The organism is Bradyrhizobium sp. S3.7.6, from assembly GCF_054061875.1.
Map to the genome: position 1 here is coordinate 683,131 of NZ_JBSSEQ010000001.1, position 17,567 is coordinate 700,697.

The window sequence follows — 17,567 nt, forward strand, 5'->3', positions numbered from 1 at the left end:
AAGAAACAGGAGACCACCATGAGCTGGCAACCCTCGAACGATCCCGTGCTCGGCGATCCCATGTCCTGCGACGCACTCGATCTCGTCATCGTGCCACGCACCCGCGACCTCGGCGACGGATTCGTGGTGCGGCGCGCGCTGCCGCATGGCAAGCGGCAGATGGTCGGGCCGTTCATCTTCTTCGATCATTTCGGCCCGGTGCAGTTCGTCTCCGGCAAGGGCATGGACGTGCGGCCGCATCCGCATATCGGGCTTGCCACCGTCACCTATCTGTTCGACGGCTCGATCATGCATCGCGACAGCGAGGGCAACGTCCAGGAGATCGCGCCCGGCGCAATGAATCTGATGACCGCCGGCCGCGGCATCGCCCATTCCGAGCGCACCCCGGACGCACAGCGCGCCTCGGGGCAGCAGATGCTGGGCCTGCAAAGCTGGATCGCGCTACCGGCCGGATCCGAAGAGATCGCGCCGTCGTTCCAGCATTACGGCGCGGGCGATCTGCCGATGATTTCCGAGCGCGATTTCACCGCGCGGGTGATCGCGGGCTCCGCGTTCGGCATCACCTCGCCGGTTACGATGGTGTCGCCCTGGTTCTACACCGAGGTCACGGCGGTCGCGGGCGCCAGCGTGCCGCTCGACCCCGACCACGAGGAGCGCGCCATCTACGTCGTCGACGGCGAGGTCGAGATCGCGAACGAGCGGTACGAGGGGCCGCGGCTCCTGATCTTCCGGCCCGGCGACCGCATCACCGTGAAGGCGCTGAAGGCAACGCGCATGATGTTTCTCGGTGGCGATGCATTGGAAGGCCCGCGCCACATCTGGTGGAATTTCGTCTCCTCCAGCAAGGAGCGGATCGAGCAGGCCAAGGAGGACTGGAAAACCGGCCGCTTCGCCGGGGTTCCGCAGGAACATGAGTTCATTCCGCTGCCGGAATAGGCTATCCCGATTTAGGCCGTACCATCCAGTGCGGCCTGAATCCCCTGTCCGAAGGACTTGTCTGCGAAGGCCCTGCCGATGACCGCCATGCTCTCCAGTGACCTGCCCCTACCCAAGATCGGACGCGGCAAGGTGCGCGATATCTACGCCGTCGACGACGACCGCCTGCTGCTCGTCACCACCGACCGCATCAGCGCCTTCGACGTCGTGATGGGCGAGACCATCCCGATGAAGGGCGCGGTGCTGACCCAGATCAGCGCATTCTGGTTCAACGAGCTCGAAGGCGTGGTGCCGCATCACATGATCAGCGCCGACGCCGACGAGATCATTGCCGCCGTGCCGGCCTTGAAGCCGCATCGCGCCGAGATCCTCGGCCGCGCCATGCTGTCGCGCCGCACCACCGTCTTCCCGATCGAATGCGTGATCCGCGGCTATCTCTCGGGATCGGCCTGGAAGGAATATGCCGCCAGCGGCACGCTGGCCGGCGAGAAGCTGAAGGAGGGCCTCGTCGAGAGCGAGAAGCTGGAGCCTTCGATCTTCAGCCCGGCGACCAAGGCCGAGACTGGCCATGACGAGAACATCACCATCGCCAAGATGCGAGAAGTCGTCGGCGACGAGGTCGCCTACACGCTCGAGAGCATGACGCGCGCGGTGTATACGCTCGGCGAGGAGCTCGCCCGCGAGCAGGGCATCATCATCGCCGACACCAAGTTCGAGTTCGGCCGCGACAAGGACGGCCGCATCATCCTGATCGACGAAGTCATGACGCCAGACAGCTCACGCTTCTGGGCGGTCGATGCCTACAAGCCCGGCCAGCCGCAGGCGAGCTTCGACAAGCAGCCTTTGCGCGACTATCTCGACGTCGAGCGCCACGCCGGCCGTTGGAACGGCGACGCGCCGCCGCCCCCGCTGCCCGCCAGCGTCGTGGATGCAACCAGCAAGCGCTATCTCGAAGCTTACAGGCGCGTGACGGGGAAAGAGCTGAAGATCTAAGCCCGGCTGTTTCGTCTCGCTCCGTCATTGCGAGCGAAGCGAAGCAATCCAGAGCTGCTGCTCCTCACCCTGAGGAGCGCGCCCTTTGCGCGCGTCTCGAAGGGCGAGGCCACCAGCGGGGCCTTCATCCTTCGAGACGCGCGTTCCGCGCTCCTCAGGATGAGGAACACACAGACTGGATTGCTTCGCTGCGCTCGCAATGACGTGGATGGCCCGCCGCGTGTGATTGGCCGTTCACACGCCAAACCGCCGCAAAACTGTCGGATGTTTCACAGTTACAAGAATCCAGTTGCGCTAAGCCCGTACTCGTCTACGTCTCGGGACGGGACTTTTCAGGGGCGAGCGCAACGGCGTGACCGATCCAGCAATTATTTTCAGCCCGGCTTCGCGATTCAATCCGGCCCTCAAGCGTGCGTTGAATGATATATTGGGCGGAACGGCGGCCAGCGTCCTGACCGTCACCTTCGGGCTGTCCTATTCGCTGCTGATCTTCGCCGGGCCGCTCTCGCCTTACCTGTCCTACGGAATCACGGCGACGTTCGTCAGTTCCGCGGTGCTTGCGGTCGTCATCGGGCTCGGCAGCTCCCTGCCCTTCGCAATTGGTGCCCCCGACAGCTCGACCGCGGCGGTGACAGGAATTCTGGCGGCCTCGGTGGTCGAACGCCTCAAGACGGCGAACCTGTCGACGCCGCTGCTCTCGCCGGTTCTGATCACGCTCGGCCTGTCGACGGTGCTGACGGGATTGGTGCTGTGCGGATTGGGCCTGACGCGGCTTGGCCGCGCCATCCGCTACGTGCCCTATCCCGTCGTCGGCGGCTTCCTCGGCGCCACCGGGCTTCTCATCGCCCTGGGCGCGGTGCGGGTGATCACCAACCACCCGCTCCAGTTCACGACGCTGACGCACTTCGCCAACGGCACCACATTGCTGGAGCTGGGCGCCGCCTGCGCGATGGCGCTGGTGCTGTACCTGACCTGGCATCGCTCGCGCAGCCCGTTCGGACTGCCGATCATCCTGGTCGGTGGCGTGCTCACGGCGCATCTGGCGTTCTGGATCACCGGCGTTTCATTCGATCACGCTCGCGCCCTGGGCTGGACGTTTCAGCCGCCGCCGCAGGCGGTCTTCATGCTGCCCTGGCACACCGACGATCTCGCCCGCTATCCCTGGTTTGCCGTGCCGGACCTGCTCGGCAACGTGGTTGCCGTCATCTTCGTCACGGCCTCCAGCACGCTGTTCAACACCACCGGCATCGAGGTTGCCGTGCATCGCGAGGCCAATCTGGAGCGCGAGCTGAACGTCACCGGCGCCGCCAATATCCTGACCGGCATGCTGGGTGGCTATGCCGGCTGCAGCTCGATCAGCCGCACGATCCTCAATTTCTCCAGCGGCGGCCGCGGACGCTTGTCCGGCCTTACGGTCGCGGCGTTGTCCCTTTTGATGCTTGCCGTCGCGCCCGATCTGCTCGGCTTCATCCCGAAATTCGTCATCGGTGGCCTTCTGCTCTATCTCGGCGCCGACCAGCTCCACAAATGGATCATCGAGTCGCGCAAGCGGCTCTCGAAGCTCGAATATCTCTCGCTGATCGCCATCATCGCGATCATCGTCGCCTGGGGCTTCGTGCCGGGCATCCTGATCGGCGTGATCATCGGCTGCGCGACGTTTGCGTTCAGCGCCGCACGGGTGGAGTCGATCAAGTACAGTTTCGACGGCTCGGAATATCGTTCCTCGCTCGACCGCTCGCGCGACGACCAGGACGTGCTGCTGGCCCATGGCGGCAACATCCAGGGCCTCAACCTGCAGAGCTATCTGTTCTTCGGCTCCGCCAACCGGCTCTACCAGCACGTCAAACAGCTGCTCCAGGAGCGCCCGGAGTGCCGTTATCTGCTGTTCGACTTCAAGCTCGTCACCGGCGTCGACTCCTCGGCCGCCTACAGCTTCGCCCAGATCAAGCGCAGCGCGCATGACCTCGGCGTCGAGCTGATCCTGGTGCATCTGTCGGCGGCGGCCGAGAAGGTGCTGCGCTCCAGCGACTTCGTCGGTGAGGGCGTCACCATCATCGGCGAGCTCGATCATGCGCTGGAATGGTGCGAGAACGAGATCATCTCGCAGCATCAGGGGCGGGAGCAGGAAGAAGCCAGCCTGCGCGACTGGTTCACGGGGATACTCGACAGCGAGGCCGACGCCGACGCGCTGATCCACCGCTGCCAGCGCCTCGAGGTCGAGGCCGGCGACATCATCGTGCAGGCCGGCGACCCCGCCGATTCCATGCATTTCATCCTCGACGGCCGCGTCGGCATCATGGTCCCCGCCGACGACGACCGCACCACGCGCGTGCGCAGCCTGGGGCGCTACACCACGATCGGCGAGATGGGACTGGTGTCGAACACGCCGCGCAGCGCGACGATCCAGGCCGAGGTCGCCAGCGTGCTCTACGTGCTCAACACGCTCCAGTTCGACGCGATCAGGGACGAGGACCCCACGCTCAGCCACAAGCTGCTGACCTATTTCGTGTCGGTCATGGCCGAGCGGCTGACGTTCGCGAACCGGACGATTGCGGTGTTGCGGCGGTGACGGACCTGTAGCCCGGATCGAGCGGAGCGCAATCCGGGCTACACGCTATTGGTCCCGCGGATTTACAAATCCATGAAGCTGCCGAATGCGGTCACCGTCCAACACCGCCATGTCGACGCCTGTGGCGGCAGGTGTTGCGGCTCCGGGCGCAGCCAGCGTCCAGCCGAACAGGATCTGATCGTGATGCGCATTCACGTGACCGGCGAGCGTGAAGCGGAGATCCGGAAGTCTCGCCTGCAAGGCTTGCACCAGGCGCTCGATCGCATCCTTTCCAGCCACCGAGTCATTCGGATCGATATAGACGCACGCGTCGCTGAAGACTCTGTCGATCAGCAACCGGCGCTTCCCGGCATCTCTCTCGTTCCAGACCGCGATGTAGTTCTGGACGAGATTGGTCACCTGTTCACTTATTTTGCTTCCTTCCCTGTCGCAACCATGTCTGCTACTTGCGAAAGTGTGTCGCGAACCATGGTGTCCAGACTGCTCGCGGTGACGCCCAGCAGTTTCTCTGTATCGCCGGCATCGAGCAAAAGCGGCTTTTCGAACAAATAGGCCATCTCGATCCCTTCGCTGAAGCCGATGCCTTCCAGCTCAGCCGGGGCGAGTCGCGACAGGCCAGGAGCGTCGATCTTCAGCGCGGCTGCGAATCTCCGTACCAGTTCGCGCACCGACGCCGACTGCGACGGCACGTGAAAGGCGCGGCCCCATTCTCCAGTGAAGCGCGACGCTGCAACCAGCGTCGTCGCCGTGTCCTTGGTGAAAGACCAGGCATGCGCGGCATCCGGATCGCCGAGGAAGGCAACCGGCTCGTTCCTAAGCAGCGACGGCAACGCCAGCAGGGAAAAATAGGCGACTGCGCCCTCGCCGAGATAATCGCTCGCCCGCACTTCAAGGGCGGGAACGCTCGATCGCAACGCACGCTGCCACATGATGTGCCGGGTCGTGCCCTTTCGGGTGGTCGGGTCCGGCTCCAGGTCCGGCGTGAGAGGGCTCGCAGATCCCGCGCCATAGCCATAGACATTCCCGACCACGAGCAGCCTGGCACCAACCTGCTCGGCCGCCTTGACCGTTCCGTCCATGATCGGAAAGAAGTCGGTCGGCCAACGATGATAGGCCGCCATCGCGCACATGAAGATCGCATCCGCGCCCTTGCTGAGTACCGCCAGCTGTGCGGCATCGGTGGCATCTGACGAAACCGTACGCACATCGCCGGCATTGAGCGATCCGGCATTCCTGCTGGTCAGGATGACACTGTGTCCTTCTTCCGCCAGAAGGCGCGCGGTTTCGCGCCCGACCGGGCCGGCTCCCACAATCACGTAGTGACTCACTTGGCATCCTCATTTGTCGGGAAACGACAGATGAGTTCTTTGACGCCCGCGCCGTTGAAAATCGCGCACGATCCGCCAAATATCGAACACGTTCCGCCAAGATCTGGAGCCTGGCCCATGCGTGCGAGACCGAGTTCGGCGTCAACATCGGCCGGCGCCACCGCTGCGGCCAGGCGAACCGAGCCTGACGCCGTTGCGCTGGAGCCGATCGGCGATCACCGCATCATCATCCACCTCAGCCGGGCGACGCGCTCATTCTGTCTCGAGACCGGGGAGCAGTTTCTACGTCAGGCCGGCGATATCGATGTGGTTCCGTCCGGCGCCATCGGCGGCTTCGTGGCTGAGACGCCCTACCAGTCGCTTCAGATCCGGCTCGCACCAGGCATGCTGGACCATGCAGCATCAAGGAGTCGACAATTGGCAGCCGCCCGGCTCACGCATCATCATATGCTGCGGAATGACCGCATCGTTCTGCTTGGACAGGCTCTCGAAAGCGACGTGAAAGCGGGCTCGCCGAGCGGCCCGTTGTTTGCCGAAAACGTGGGAATGGCCCTGGCGGTCGAATTGATCAACCTGGCGAATGATCCGCCGGGAGAGGCCATCCGCCTCTCGAACGCGCAGCTCCAGAGAGTCCTCGCCTATATCGATGCAAATCTCGACCAGCCGCTCACAATCGACATTCTCAGCCGCGAGGCCGGCGTCAGCAGCTCACATCTGCGTACATGGTTCAAGGCGGCCATGGATGTCACGATTCATCGCTACATCCTGAGAAGGAGAGTGGAGCACGCGCGCCAGCTCCTCCTTCAAGGCGATCGCAAGCTAAGCGATGTTGCCCTCGAAGCGGGCTTTGCCCATCAGTCTCATCTGGCCAAATGGATGCGACGCGAGCTCGGACGCAGTCCGAGCGAACTGCGTCGAAGCAAGGACTGATCGGCGACGGTCTTAAACCCCCGCCATCATCACGTATTTGATCTCGACATATTCTTCCATGCCGTGACGCGAGCCTTCGCGGCCCAGGCCGCTTTCCTTGACGCCGCCGAAGGGCGCGACTTCGGTCGTGATCAGGCCGGTGTTGACGCCGACCATGCCGGATTCCAGCGCTTCGGCGACGCGCCAGACGCGGCCGAGATCGCGGGAGTAGAAGTACGAAGCCAAGCCAAACGGCGAGGCGTTGCACATCGCGATCACATCGGCTTCGTCCTTGAAGCGGATCACCGGCGCGAGCGGGCCAAACGTTTCTTCCTGCGCCACCAGCGAGTCCGACTTGACGTCGGCAAGCACCGTCGGCTCGAAGAAGGAGCGGCCGAGCTCGCTGCGCTTGCCGCCGGTGACGACCTTGGCGCCGCGCTTGACGGCGTCCGCGATGTGGCGCTCGACCTTGTCGACCGCTTTCAAATTGATCAGCGGGCCCTGCGTGACGCCGCTCTCGGTGCCATCGCCGATCTTCATCGCCGCGACCTTCTTCGAGAGCTTCTGCACGAACTCGTCGTAGATCTTGTCCTGGGCGTAGATGCGGTTGGCGCAGACGCAGGTCTGACCCATATTGCGGTATTTCGAGACGATCGCGCCTTCGACCGCGGCATCGATATCGGCATCGTCGAACACCACGAACGGCGCATTGCCGCCGAGCTCGAGGCCGAGCCGCTTCACGCCGACGGCGGCCTGCTGGTAGAGGATCTTGCCGACCGCGGTCGAGCCGGTGAAGCCGACGAAGCGCACCGCCGGGTGCTCGCACAGCACCTTGCCGATCGGCGGCGCGTCACCGGTGATGATGTTGAGCACGCCCTTGGGCACGCCGGCCTTCTCGGCGAGCACGGCCAGCGCCAGCGCCGAGAGCGGCGTCTCGTTGGCGGGCTTCAGCACCACGGTGCAGCCGGCCGCCAGCGCCGGCGAAACCTTGCGGGTAATCATCGAGTTCGGGAAATTCCACGGCGTGATCGCGCCGCAGACGCCGATCGGCTGCTTGATCGCGAGCAGGCGCGCATCGGGCCGCTGCGTCGGGATGGTCTCGCCATAGACGCGACGGGCTTCCTCGGCGAAGAATTCGATATAGGCGGCACCGATATCGACCTCGCCGAGCGCCTCGGAGAGCGGCTTGCCCTGCTCGGAGGTGAGGATCAGCGCGAGATCCTCGCGGTTGGCGATGATCAGCTCGAACCATTTACGCAGGATGTTGGAGCGCTGCTTGGCGGTGTGCTTGGCCCAGGCCGGAAAGGCGCGCTCGGCGGCTTCGACCGCCTTGGTCGTATCGTCCGCACCAAGCTGCGGAACCTTCGCGAGCTCGATGCCGGTCGCAGGATTGTTCACCGCGAAGACCGGCGAGCCGACCCAGGCGCCGTCGATGTAGCAGGCCTCCTTCAGCAACGACGGATCCTTCAACCGGTCGCGCAGATTGGACGTGGCTTGCGGGGCGCGTGCGGCGGCAGTCGGGGTCATGGCATTGTTCCTCGGGGCGCGATCGGATCGGCCCCGAATATAGGGACAGACGGCGCGCAATGCACCGTCCCGCAACGCACATCTGCTGGGAGTTAAAGTGGCAACGGCGCGGTTATGCCGCGCCACTCATATACGTCTCGCGCCGACCGATCATGCGCTCGGCGGCCGCCTTGGCGTCGGCCTTCGAGGACGTCGCGCACGTACGGTATTCGAGATCGGGAACGTCCGAGGTGTCACGGCGCCCGAACCAGGATTTCGAGCCCACCGGCAGCAGCGCCAGCGCCTGCGCCAGATTATCGACAGCGCCGAACGAATAGAGCGCGCCGGTGCCGGCGATCCGGACCTCGTAAATGCCGGGCGAAATCGGCGCCTCGAGATTGTCGCCCCGTCCGGGACGGGGATAGCGCTTCCATTCGCTCCAAGTCGAAATCATCTGAGGTCCCCCTCGCGGTCATGAACGACCGCCAATATTTGCATCAAGTCTTAACGTTGGCCGTCGATTGGCCGCGTGCGGAAACGCCGCAACGCACAAAATGTTTCAAGTGCTTCAAACACGTGAAACATATCGCCAGAGCCTATCCACGGTCACGGTGAGTTGCGGCCATCCACCGCAGATTGTGACGGAGTGTTGCAGTTCAGCCCTCTCTCGTCCTGCGCACGCCACGCACCGTCAAGTCACGACATCGCGACCGGCGCGGGCATCTGGACGCGCTTGCCGCGCGGACCGTGCAGGAGGACAATCATTCGCTTCCAACAATCATCAAACCGGAGGAAACGCGTATGCAAAGCAAAGCCCAGATCGACGAGATCCTGCGCCAGAAGAGCGACGCCAAGGAGATTCCCGGCGTCGTCGCGATCGCCGCCAGCGGCAACGACGTGATCTATCAAAGCGCGTTCGGCAAGCGCGACCTGTCCAAGCCCGATGCGATGACTGACGACAGCGTGTTCTGGATCGCCTCGATGACCAAGGCGGTGACTTCAGCAGGCGCGATGCAGCTGGTCGAGCAGGGCAAGCTGTCGCTGGATGCGCCGATCGGTTCGGTGCTGCCCGACCTCGCCAAGCCGCAGGTGCTCGAAGGTTTTGATGCCAAGGGCGAACCGAAACTGCGGCCGGCGAAGGGCGCGATCACGCTGCGCCAGCTCATGACCCACACCGCTGGTTTTGCTTACAATGTGTGGAACGGCGATCTCGCGGTCTATCTGGAGAAGACCGGAACCCCGAACATCTTCTCCTGCCAGGACGTCGCGCTGAAGACGCCGATCATGTCTGATCCCGGTACGCGCTGGGAATACGGCATCAACATCGACTTCGTCGGCAAGGCAGTGGAAGCCGTGAGCGGCAAGCGGCTCGATGCCTATCTGCGCGACAATCTCTTCACTCCGCTCGGTATGAGCGACACCGGCTTCAAGATCACCGACAACATGCGCCAGCGGCTGGTCGCCACCCATGCTCGCGGCGAGGATGGATCGCTGGCGCCGATCCCGTTCGAGATCGAGCAGAATCCGGAATTTTGCATGGGCGGCGGCGGCCTTTACGGCAGTGCCGGCGACTACATCAAGTTCACCCAGATGATCCTCAACAAGGGCCGCGGCAACGGCAACCAGGTGCTGAAGCCCGAGACGGTCGCGCTGATGGGCCAGAACCACATCGGCGATCTCACCATTGGCAAGATGACGACGGTTGCGCCCATGTACACCAACGATGTCGATCTCTTCCCCGACATCGTGAAGAAGTGGGGGCTGTCCTTCCTGATCAATACTGCCAAGACGCCGGAGGGCCGCAGCGCCGGCAGCCTCGCCTGGGCCGGTCTCGCCAACACCTATTTCTGGATCGACCCGGCGCGCGATGTTTCCGGCGTGATCCTGATGCAGGTGTTGCCGTTCGTCGACGCCAAGTGCATCGAGGCCTTCACGGGATTCGAGCGTGGCGTGTATGCCGGGCTCGATGCGGGCAGCGGGAAGAAGGCGGCCTAAGGGAGAGCCGAGCTCTCCCCACACGTCATGGCCGGGCTTGTCCCGGCCATCCACGCCTGACCTTGCTGCACGAAGAACGTGGATGCCCGGGCCTTCGCTGCGCCGAAGCGGCTTCGGCCGCGCAGGCGGGACAAGCCCGGGCATGACGACCGAAAAAGATCGCACTGACTATCTTTGACGAGAGGATTTCGAATTGTCTGATAAAGCCGACAGCTATGTTTGCGGCATCTCGGACACGCCGCTGCTCGGCGAAACCATCGGCCGCAGCCTTGACCGCGCCGTGCGGCGCTGGGGCCATCGCGAGGCGCTGGTCTCGCCTAGCCACGGCGTGCGATGGACCTGGACCGAATTCGCCGAACGGGTCGACGCGCTCGCCGCCGGCTTTCTCGCGCTCGGCCTCGAGCGAGGGCAGCGGATCGGCATCTGGTCGCTGAACCGGCCGGAATGGACGCTGACCCAGTTCGCCGCCGCCAAGGCCGGCCTGATCCTGGTGACGATCAATCCCGCCTACCGCTTGAGCGAGCTGGAGTTCGCGCTGCGCAAGGTCGGCTGCAAGGCGATCGTCACGGCGACCGTGTTCAAGACCAGTCATTACATTGAGATGCTCAACACGCTGCTGCCGGAACTGGCCGGCGCCAAGCCCGGACAACTCAACGCAGCGCGACTGCCGGACTTGCGGATGGTGATCCAGATCGGTGGCCCCGCGGCATCAGGTACGATCCCGTTCGAAGAGGTCGCGCGCATGGGCGGAGCGCAGCATCGCGAGCAGCTCACTGCACTCGGCGCTGCCTTGCAATTCGACGATCCCGTCAACATCCAGTTCACCAGCGGCACCACGGGATCGCCCAAGGGCGTGACGCTGACGCACCACAATATCCTCAACAATGGCTATTTCACGGGACGTGCGATGCACCTGACCGAGCAGGATCGCATCTGCATTCCGGTGCCGCTCTATCACTGCTTCGGCATGGTGATGGGCAACCTCGCCTCCGTCACGCTCGGCACGACGATGGTATATCCCGGCGAGGGCTTCGATCCGCTCGCGACGCTGCGCGCGGTCGAGCAGGAAAAGTGCACGGCGCTGTACGGCGTGCCGACGATGTTCATCGCGGAGCTCGATCACCCCGAATTCCCAAAGTTTGACCTGACATCGCTGCGCACCGGCATCATGGCGGGCGCGCCCTGCCCGATCGAGGTGATGAAGCGCGTCAACACCGAGATGAACATGCGCGAGGTCACCATCGCCTACGGCATGACCGAGACCAGTCCGGTCAGCTTCCAGAGCGCGACGGACGACCCGCTCGAACGGCGTGTCTCTACCGTCGGGCGGATTCATCCGCATGTCGAGGTCAAGGTCGTCGATCTCGAGGGCAGGATCGTCAAGCGCGGCGAACGCGGCGAGCTCTGCACCCGCGGCTACAGCATCATGCTGGGCTATTGGGAGGAGAAGGAAAAGACGGCGGACGTGCTTGATGCCAATGGCTGGATGCACACCGGCGATCTCGCCACCATCGACGACGAGGGCTATTGCAACATCGTCGGCCGCATCAAGGATCTGGTGATCCGCGGCGGCGAGAACCTCTATCCGCGCGAGATCGAGGAATTCCTGTATCGCCACCCCAAGATTCAGGACGTGCAGATTTTTGGCGTGGCCGACACCCGCTATGGCGAGGAGCTCTGCGCCTGGATCCGCGTCAGGCCGGGCGAGACGCTGACGGCCGAAGAGGTTCGCGCGTTCTGCGACGGCCAGATCGCGCACAACAAGATCCCGCGCTATGTGGAGTTCGTCGACGAGTTTCCGATGACCGTGACCGGCAAGATCCAGAAATTCGTGATGCGCGATGCGGTGGAGCAGCGGCTGGGATTGAAGGCGGCGAAGACGGCTTAGGCCGCGAGCCGCAACTGTCATTCCCCGCGAAAACGGGGAATCCAGTACGCCGCGGCGTCTCGATTAAATCACAACCGCCTCTGGAATACTGGATCGCCCGGTCAAGCCGGGCGACGACAGCGCGGTTGGGGCGCGACTTCCTTAAACGGTCAACCCGCGCTGCTGCGCCAGCTCCTTCAGCGACACCTGCGGCCGCGCGCCGATGTGCTGGATCACTTCGGCAGCCGCGAGCGCGCCGAGCTCGCCGCACTGCTTGTGCGCCAGGTTACGCGCGAGACCGTACAGGAAGCCGGCGGCGAAGAGATCACCGGCGCCGGTGGTGTCCACCAGCTTCGCGATCGGCGAGGCCGGCGCGGCGACGGCCTCGGTCGGCGTCACCACCACGCAGCCCTTCTCGCTGCGGGTGACCACGCCGAGCTTGACGTCGTTGCGCAGCTGCTTCAGCGCGGTGTCGAAGTCCGAGGTCGTGTAGAGCGAATGCAGCTCGGATTCGTTGGCGAACACGATGTCGACGGTACCGTTGCGCATCAGCCCGAGGAATTCGTCGCGATAGCGGTCGACGCAGAACGAATCCGACAGCGTCAGCGCCACCTTGCGCTTGGCATCATGCGCGATCTGGGCCGCCTTGACGAAGGCGTCCTTGGCGTTCTTCGGATCCCAGAGATAGCCTTCGAGATAGACGATGCCGGCCGACGCGATCTCGGCCGGATCGATGTCGGCGGGCGACAGGTCCTGTGCGGCACCGAGATAGGTGTTCATGGTGCGCTCGCCGTCATCAGTGACCAGGATGTAGGAACAGCCGGTCGCAGGGCCGTCTTTCGCGGCGGGCGTGTTGAAGGCGACGCCGGCGGCGCGGATGTCGTGGACATAGAGCTTGCCGATCTGGTCGTCCTTGACCTTGCCGACATAGGCCGCGCGTGCCCCGAGGCTGCCGATGCCGACGATGGTGTTGGCGGCCGAGCCGCCCGAGACTTCGGTCGCCGGGCCCATGTCCTTGTAGATGGCGGCGGCCCGCGCCTCGTCGATCAGGGACATGCTGCCCTTGGTCATGGCGTGTTTGGCCAGAAAAGCCTCGTCAGTCCGGACCAGCACGTCGAACAGCGCGTTGCCGATGCCGAGAACGTCATATTTCACGTCAGCCATTCACCTTGATCCTGTTTGGCGGATTGCGATACCCGCGGAAATCCGCTTCCTGTCGGTCTGAAATCTGGCTCGCGGCCTATCACGACCGGCCCCAAGCGGGCAAGCAACGGTATTATGTCGGCGCAATGATCCGCTCTTTCCTGACAGTTTCAACGGGAACACTGGCCTCGCGGCTGCTTGGTTTTGCACGCGATTCGATGATTGCTGCACTGTTGGGCACGGGCGCGGTGGCCGATGCGTTTCTGGCCGCGTTTCAGCTCGTCAATGTGGTTCGGCGACTGCTCAGCGAGGGGGCGCTGAACGCTGCCCTGATCCCGGCCTGGCTACGCGTCCGTGACCGCGACGGCGAAGCGGCCGCTTCCGCCTTCGCCGGACGCGTGCTCGGCACGGTCAGCGCGGCGCTGATCGCGATCTCGATCGTGATTGCGCTGTTGATGCCATTGATCATCACGATCATCGCGCCGGGTTTTCTCGGCAGCGGCACGCTCGATCTTGCCGTCGCGAACGCGCGGCTGATGCTGCCCTATCTCGCCTTCGCCGGACCTGTCACCGTGCTGATGGGGCTGCTCAATGCGCAGGGGCGCTTTGCACTCACAGCATTCTCGCCGCTGCTGTTCAACATCGCGCTGATTGCGGCCATTGCGATGCTGCTCGTCTGGCATGCCGACGCCGGCTTCGCAGCATGGATGCTGGCGGCGACCGTCGGCGTGGCCGGACTGCTGCAATTGCTGATGCTGCTGTCGCAGCGAAGCGCGCGACTGGCGACGCCGCTGCGGATCAGCTTCGACCAGGAGATGCGCGGCTTTTTCGCCAAGGCAATCCCCGGCATGATCGCAAGCTCGGGCCCGCAATGGCTGATGGTCGCGGGCGCGATCATCGCCTCTGCAACGCCCTCCGCCGTGTCCTGGCTCTATTTCGCCAACCGCCTGATCGAGCTGCCGCTCGGTATCGTCGGCGTCGCGATGGGCACGGTGCTGGTGCCGGAGCTGACGCGCGCGGTGCGTAGCGGCGACCGTGACGCCGTGGCGCATGCGGAATCGCGCGCGCTGGAACTGGCGACCGGGCTGGCGCTGCCCGCGACGCTCGGCCTGATCGTTCTGGCCGAACCGATCGTGCGACTGTTGTTCGAGCATGGCGCATTCGGCGCGGACGACAGCACGGCCACCGCACATGCGCTGATGTGGCTGGCGCTGGGCCTGCCGGCGCATGTGCTGATCAAGGCGCTGTCGCCGGCCTACTTTGCCCGCAGCGACACGATGACGCCGCTGCTGGCGACCGCCAAGGGCTTTGTGGTCGCGATCGCCCTCGCTGTCGTGCTCGGACACGTCCTTGGCGCGAGCGGAATCGCTGCCAGCATCGCGGCCGGCGCCTGGAGCAGCGCGATCTCGCTGCTGCGGAAAGGCACCAGCGAGTTCGGCTTCTCGGTCGATGCGGCCGCCCGCAACCGGCTGCCGCGGATCATGCTCGCCGCGGCTGCCATGGGCGCCCTGCTTTGGCTCACGACCGGTCTGACGCCCGCCGAGGCGCATGGGCTGATCCGCTTCATCGTCCTGGGCGTGCAGATCGCAGCCGGAATCGCCGTCTATGGCGTGCTCCTGCAGGTCCTCGGCGCGGCCTCGTGGCGCGAGGCGGCTAACGCGCTGAAGCGCCCGGCCCGGACCGAGTCCGAGGCTTGACGCCATCGAATTACCCTTGACGGGGCAGCGCCGCTGTTGGAAACGACGGCCGAATACCTTCCAGGAAGACTTACCATGGCATTCGTTGAACGGGTCTTTTCGGGCGTCCAGCCGACGGGCAATCTGCATCTCGGCAATTACCTCGGCGCGATCGTCAACTTCGTGAAGATGCAGGAAACCCACAACTGCATCTATTGCGTCGTCGACATGCACGCAATCACGCAAGGCGTGGACGTCTGGGGCGGACCGGTCGAGCTCGCGCGCAACACCCGCGAGGTGACCGCGGCGTTCATCGCGAGCGGCATCGATCCGAAGAAGCACATCGTGTTCAACCAGAGCCAGGTCTCCGGCCACGCCGAGCTCGCCTGGATCTTCAACTGCGTCGCGCGCATGGGTTGGCTGGGCCGCATGACCCAGTTCAAGGAGAAGGCCGGCAAGGACCGCGAGAACGCTTCCGTGGGTCTGTTCGACTATCCCGTGCTGATGGCCGCCGACATTCTGCTGTACCGCGCCACCCACGTTCCGGTCGGCGAGGACCAGAAGCAGCATCTCGAGCTCTCTCGCGACATCGCGCAGAAGTTCAACAACGACTTTGGCGACTCGATCCGCAACCTCGGCGCCAATGACGGCCTGTTCTTCCCGCTGCCGGAGCCGCTGATCACGGGCCCCGCGACGCGCGTGATGAGCCTGCGCGACGGCACCAAGAAGATGTCGAAGTCGGACGCGTCCGACAATTCGCGCATCAATCTGACCGACGACGCCGACACCATCGCGCAGAAGGTGCGCAAGGCGAAGACCGATCCGGAGCCGCTGCCGTCAGAGGAAAAGGGCTTGGAAGCGCGCCCCGAGGCCGACAATCTCGTCGGCATCTTCGCCGCGCTCTCCGGCCGCTCCAAGGCTGACGTGCTGCGCGAATTCGGCGGCGGCCAGTTCTCCAGCTTCAAGAATGCGCTGGTGGATCTGTGCGTCACGAAACTCTCGCCGATCGCCGGCGAGATGAAGCGCCTCGTCGCCGACCCCGGCCATATCGACGCGATCCTGAACGATGGCGCCGACCGGGCCCGCGCGATCGCCGACGAGACCATGAAGCTCTCGAAGGACATCGTCGGCTTCATCCGCCGGCGCTGATTTCCCGCATTTGCGAGACCCGGCCGGCGCCCACTGCGCCGGCAGCTTCTCCTCTCCCCAAGCGTGAGGGAGTGTGGCAGCATGCCGGCCGTGCACATTCCGGGACATGCATGACCAGCAAGCGACTTTGCTTCGAGCCGGGTCACAAGCCCAAATGCCTCGTGATCGTCGATGACACCGCCGAATGGGATCGCGCGGTCTACTATGCCAGCCGCTGGGCGATCCGCGCCGGCGGCGGTGTGGTCATGCTGCGCATCATCGAGCCCGAGCAGCAGAGTCAGGAATGGCTCGGGGTGGCCGAGATCATGCGCGCCGAGGCGCAGGAGGCGGCGGAAGCCGCGCTCGACCGCGCCGCCGGCCGCGCCAACGGCATCGCCGCGATCACGCCGGAGCGGGTGATCCGCGAAGGCGATGCAATGGAACAACTGCTCGCCGTGATCGACGAGGACCCTGACATCGCCATGCTGGTGCTCGCCGCCAATCCCGGCGCGGAGGGTCCGGGACCGCTGGTCTCGCTGCTGGCGCATGAACTGGGCACGTTCCCGGTGCCGGTGACGATCATCTCGGGCGCGCTGAGCGATGGAAGCGTGGATTCGCTGTCGTAGGCGTCCCTATCTGGACTGCGGCCAACCAGATATCCGTCATGCCCGGGCTTGTCCCGCCTGCGCGGCCGAAGCCGCTTCGGCGCGGCGAAGGCCCGGGCATCCACGTTCTTGGCGCCACGAAGCAAGGCGTGGATGGCCGGGTCAAGCCCGGCCATGACGGCGCGGGAATATTAAAGTGTCCTAACCCGCTGATATCGCAACGAAACGTCCTACCCACCCCTTGACCGTGCGTTCCCCGTCGCCATCTGCTACTGGATAGCTTGCGCGCCGGCCTTGAACCGGCGACGTCTGGAGAAAACCATGTTCATTCAAACCGAAGCCACCCCCAATCCCGCCACGCTGAAGTTCATTCCCGGCCGCGTCGTCGTCGACGGCGGCCCGATGGAATTTTCGAGCCGCGAATCGGCCACGCGCTCGCCGCTGGCCGAAAAGCTGTTCGACGTGCCCGGCGTCACCGGCGTGTTCTATGGATCGGATTTCATCACCGTGACCAAGGCGAACGGTGAATGGCAGCAGCTCAAGCCCGCGATCCTCGGCGCCATCATGGAGCACTACATGTCCGGCGCGCCGTTGCTCGCCGATGGCGCGGCTCCAAGCGATGCCGATCTCGACGACGAGGATGAGTTCTTCGACGAGTCCGATGCCGAGACGGTCGACATGATCAAGGATCTGATCGAGACCCGCGTGCGGCCCGCGGTCGCCAATGACGGCGGCGACATCACCTTCCGCGGCTTCAAGGACGGGATCGTCTATCTCAACATGAAGGGCTCATGCGCCGGCTGCCCGTCGTCGACCGCGACGCTCCAGCACGGCATTCAGAATTTGCTGAAGCATTTCGTGCCCGACGTGGTCGAAGTTCGGCCGATGTAGGCGAAGTGCCGTAGGGTGGGC

Annotated in this window: 15 protein-coding genes; 10 read left to right on the forward strand and 5 right to left on the reverse strand. The window is 64.4% G+C overall.

Features of this window, described 5'->3' with window-relative positions:
- Positions 1-18: 18 nt before the first annotated feature.
- The 3 genes from ACVJ5M_RS03235 to ACVJ5M_RS03245 all read left to right on the forward strand — a co-directional run bounded on the left by ACVJ5M_RS03235 (position 19) and on the right by ACVJ5M_RS03245 (position 4,498).
- Positions 19-936: a pirin family protein gene (locus ACVJ5M_RS03235; protein ID WP_063985956.1), complete on the forward strand. Its 918-nt coding sequence runs from the start codon at positions 19-21 to the stop codon at positions 934-936.
- Positions 937-1,014: 78 nt separating this feature from the next.
- Positions 1,015-1,929 carry a phosphoribosylaminoimidazolesuccinocarboxamide synthase gene (locus ACVJ5M_RS03240; RefSeq protein WP_063985957.1) on the forward strand — a complete coding sequence of 305 codons (915 nt, stop codon included), beginning with the start codon at positions 1,015-1,017 and terminating at the stop codon, positions 1,927-1,929.
- 352 nt (positions 1,930-2,281) lie between these two features.
- Complete coding sequence (locus ACVJ5M_RS03245) at positions 2,282-4,498, forward strand: SulP family inorganic anion transporter (protein ID WP_354097314.1); 2,217 nt, start codon at positions 2,282-2,284, stop codon at positions 4,496-4,498.
- Positions 4,499-4,543: 45 nt separating this feature from the next.
- Here the strand turns inward: ACVJ5M_RS03245 and ACVJ5M_RS03250 are convergent, their stop codons facing one another.
- Together ACVJ5M_RS03250 and ACVJ5M_RS03255 are read right to left on the reverse strand one after the other, a co-directional pair.
- Complete coding sequence (locus ACVJ5M_RS03250; protein ID WP_231143724.1) at positions 4,544-4,897, reverse strand: nuclear transport factor 2 family protein; 354 nt, start codon at positions 4,895-4,897, stop codon at positions 4,544-4,546.
- An 8-nt stretch (positions 4,898-4,905) separates the two neighbouring features.
- Positions 4,906-5,826 (reverse strand): NAD(P)H-binding protein, encoded by a 921-nt coding sequence (locus tag ACVJ5M_RS03255; protein WP_063980116.1) that lies wholly within the window; start codon positions 5,824-5,826, stop codon positions 4,906-4,908.
- Between the two features lie 30 nt (positions 5,827-5,856).
- On the opposite strand from ACVJ5M_RS03255, the gene ACVJ5M_RS03260 reads away from it, so the two are divergent.
- On the forward strand, positions 5,857-6,756 hold the full coding sequence (locus tag ACVJ5M_RS03260; RefSeq protein WP_187387847.1) for a helix-turn-helix transcriptional regulator: 900 nt from the start codon (positions 5,857-5,859) through the stop codon (positions 6,754-6,756).
- A gap of 12 nt (positions 6,757-6,768) precedes the next feature.
- Here ACVJ5M_RS03260 and ACVJ5M_RS03265 read toward each other — a convergent pair whose 3' ends face one another.
- Positions 6,769-8,262: an NAD-dependent succinate-semialdehyde dehydrogenase gene (locus ACVJ5M_RS03265; protein ID WP_063980118.1), complete on the reverse strand. Its 1,494-nt coding sequence runs from the start codon at positions 8,260-8,262 to the stop codon at positions 6,769-6,771.
- 112 nt (positions 8,263-8,374) lie between these two features.
- Complete coding sequence (locus ACVJ5M_RS03270) at positions 8,375-8,695, reverse strand: hypothetical protein (protein WP_028150598.1); 321 nt, start codon at positions 8,693-8,695, stop codon at positions 8,375-8,377.
- Between the two features lie 347 nt (positions 8,696-9,042).
- Between ACVJ5M_RS03270 and ACVJ5M_RS03275 the strand changes: the two genes are divergently transcribed.
- Positions 9,043-10,236, forward strand: a complete 1,194-nt coding sequence (locus tag ACVJ5M_RS03275) for a serine hydrolase domain-containing protein (RefSeq protein ID WP_354099473.1) — start codon at positions 9,043-9,045, stop codon at positions 10,234-10,236.
- A gap of 193 nt (positions 10,237-10,429) precedes the next feature.
- Positions 10,430-12,124 carry an AMP-binding protein gene (locus ACVJ5M_RS03280; protein ID WP_063980120.1) on the forward strand — a complete coding sequence of 565 codons (1,695 nt, stop codon included), beginning with the start codon at positions 10,430-10,432 and terminating at the stop codon, positions 12,122-12,124.
- 141 nt (positions 12,125-12,265) lie between these two features.
- On the opposite strand, the gene ACVJ5M_RS03285 is transcribed toward ACVJ5M_RS03280, so the two are convergent.
- Complete coding sequence (locus ACVJ5M_RS03285; protein WP_063980121.1) at positions 12,266-13,267, reverse strand: adenosine kinase; 1,002 nt, start codon at positions 13,265-13,267, stop codon at positions 12,266-12,268.
- Between the two features lie 125 nt (positions 13,268-13,392).
- On the opposite strand from ACVJ5M_RS03285, the gene murJ reads away from it, so the two are divergent.
- The 4 genes from murJ to ACVJ5M_RS03305 all read left to right on the forward strand — a co-directional run bounded on the left by murJ (position 13,393) and on the right by ACVJ5M_RS03305 (position 17,546).
- Complete coding sequence (gene murJ, locus ACVJ5M_RS03290; RefSeq protein WP_063980122.1) at positions 13,393-14,943, forward strand: murein biosynthesis integral membrane protein MurJ; 1,551 nt, start codon at positions 13,393-13,395, stop codon at positions 14,941-14,943.
- A gap of 75 nt (positions 14,944-15,018) precedes the next feature.
- Positions 15,019-16,071, forward strand: coding sequence for a tryptophan--tRNA ligase (gene trpS / locus ACVJ5M_RS03295; protein ID WP_063980123.1), 1,053 nt, complete (start codon positions 15,019-15,021; stop codon positions 16,069-16,071).
- Positions 16,072-16,181: 110 nt separating this feature from the next.
- Positions 16,182-16,676 (forward strand): universal stress protein, encoded by a 495-nt coding sequence (locus tag ACVJ5M_RS03300; RefSeq protein ID WP_063980124.1) that lies wholly within the window; start codon positions 16,182-16,184, stop codon positions 16,674-16,676.
- A 300-nt stretch (positions 16,677-16,976) separates the two neighbouring features.
- Positions 16,977-17,546 (forward strand): NifU family protein, encoded by a 570-nt coding sequence (locus ACVJ5M_RS03305; RefSeq protein ID WP_063985958.1) that lies wholly within the window; start codon positions 16,977-16,979, stop codon positions 17,544-17,546.
- Positions 17,547-17,567 lie beyond the last annotated feature (21 nt).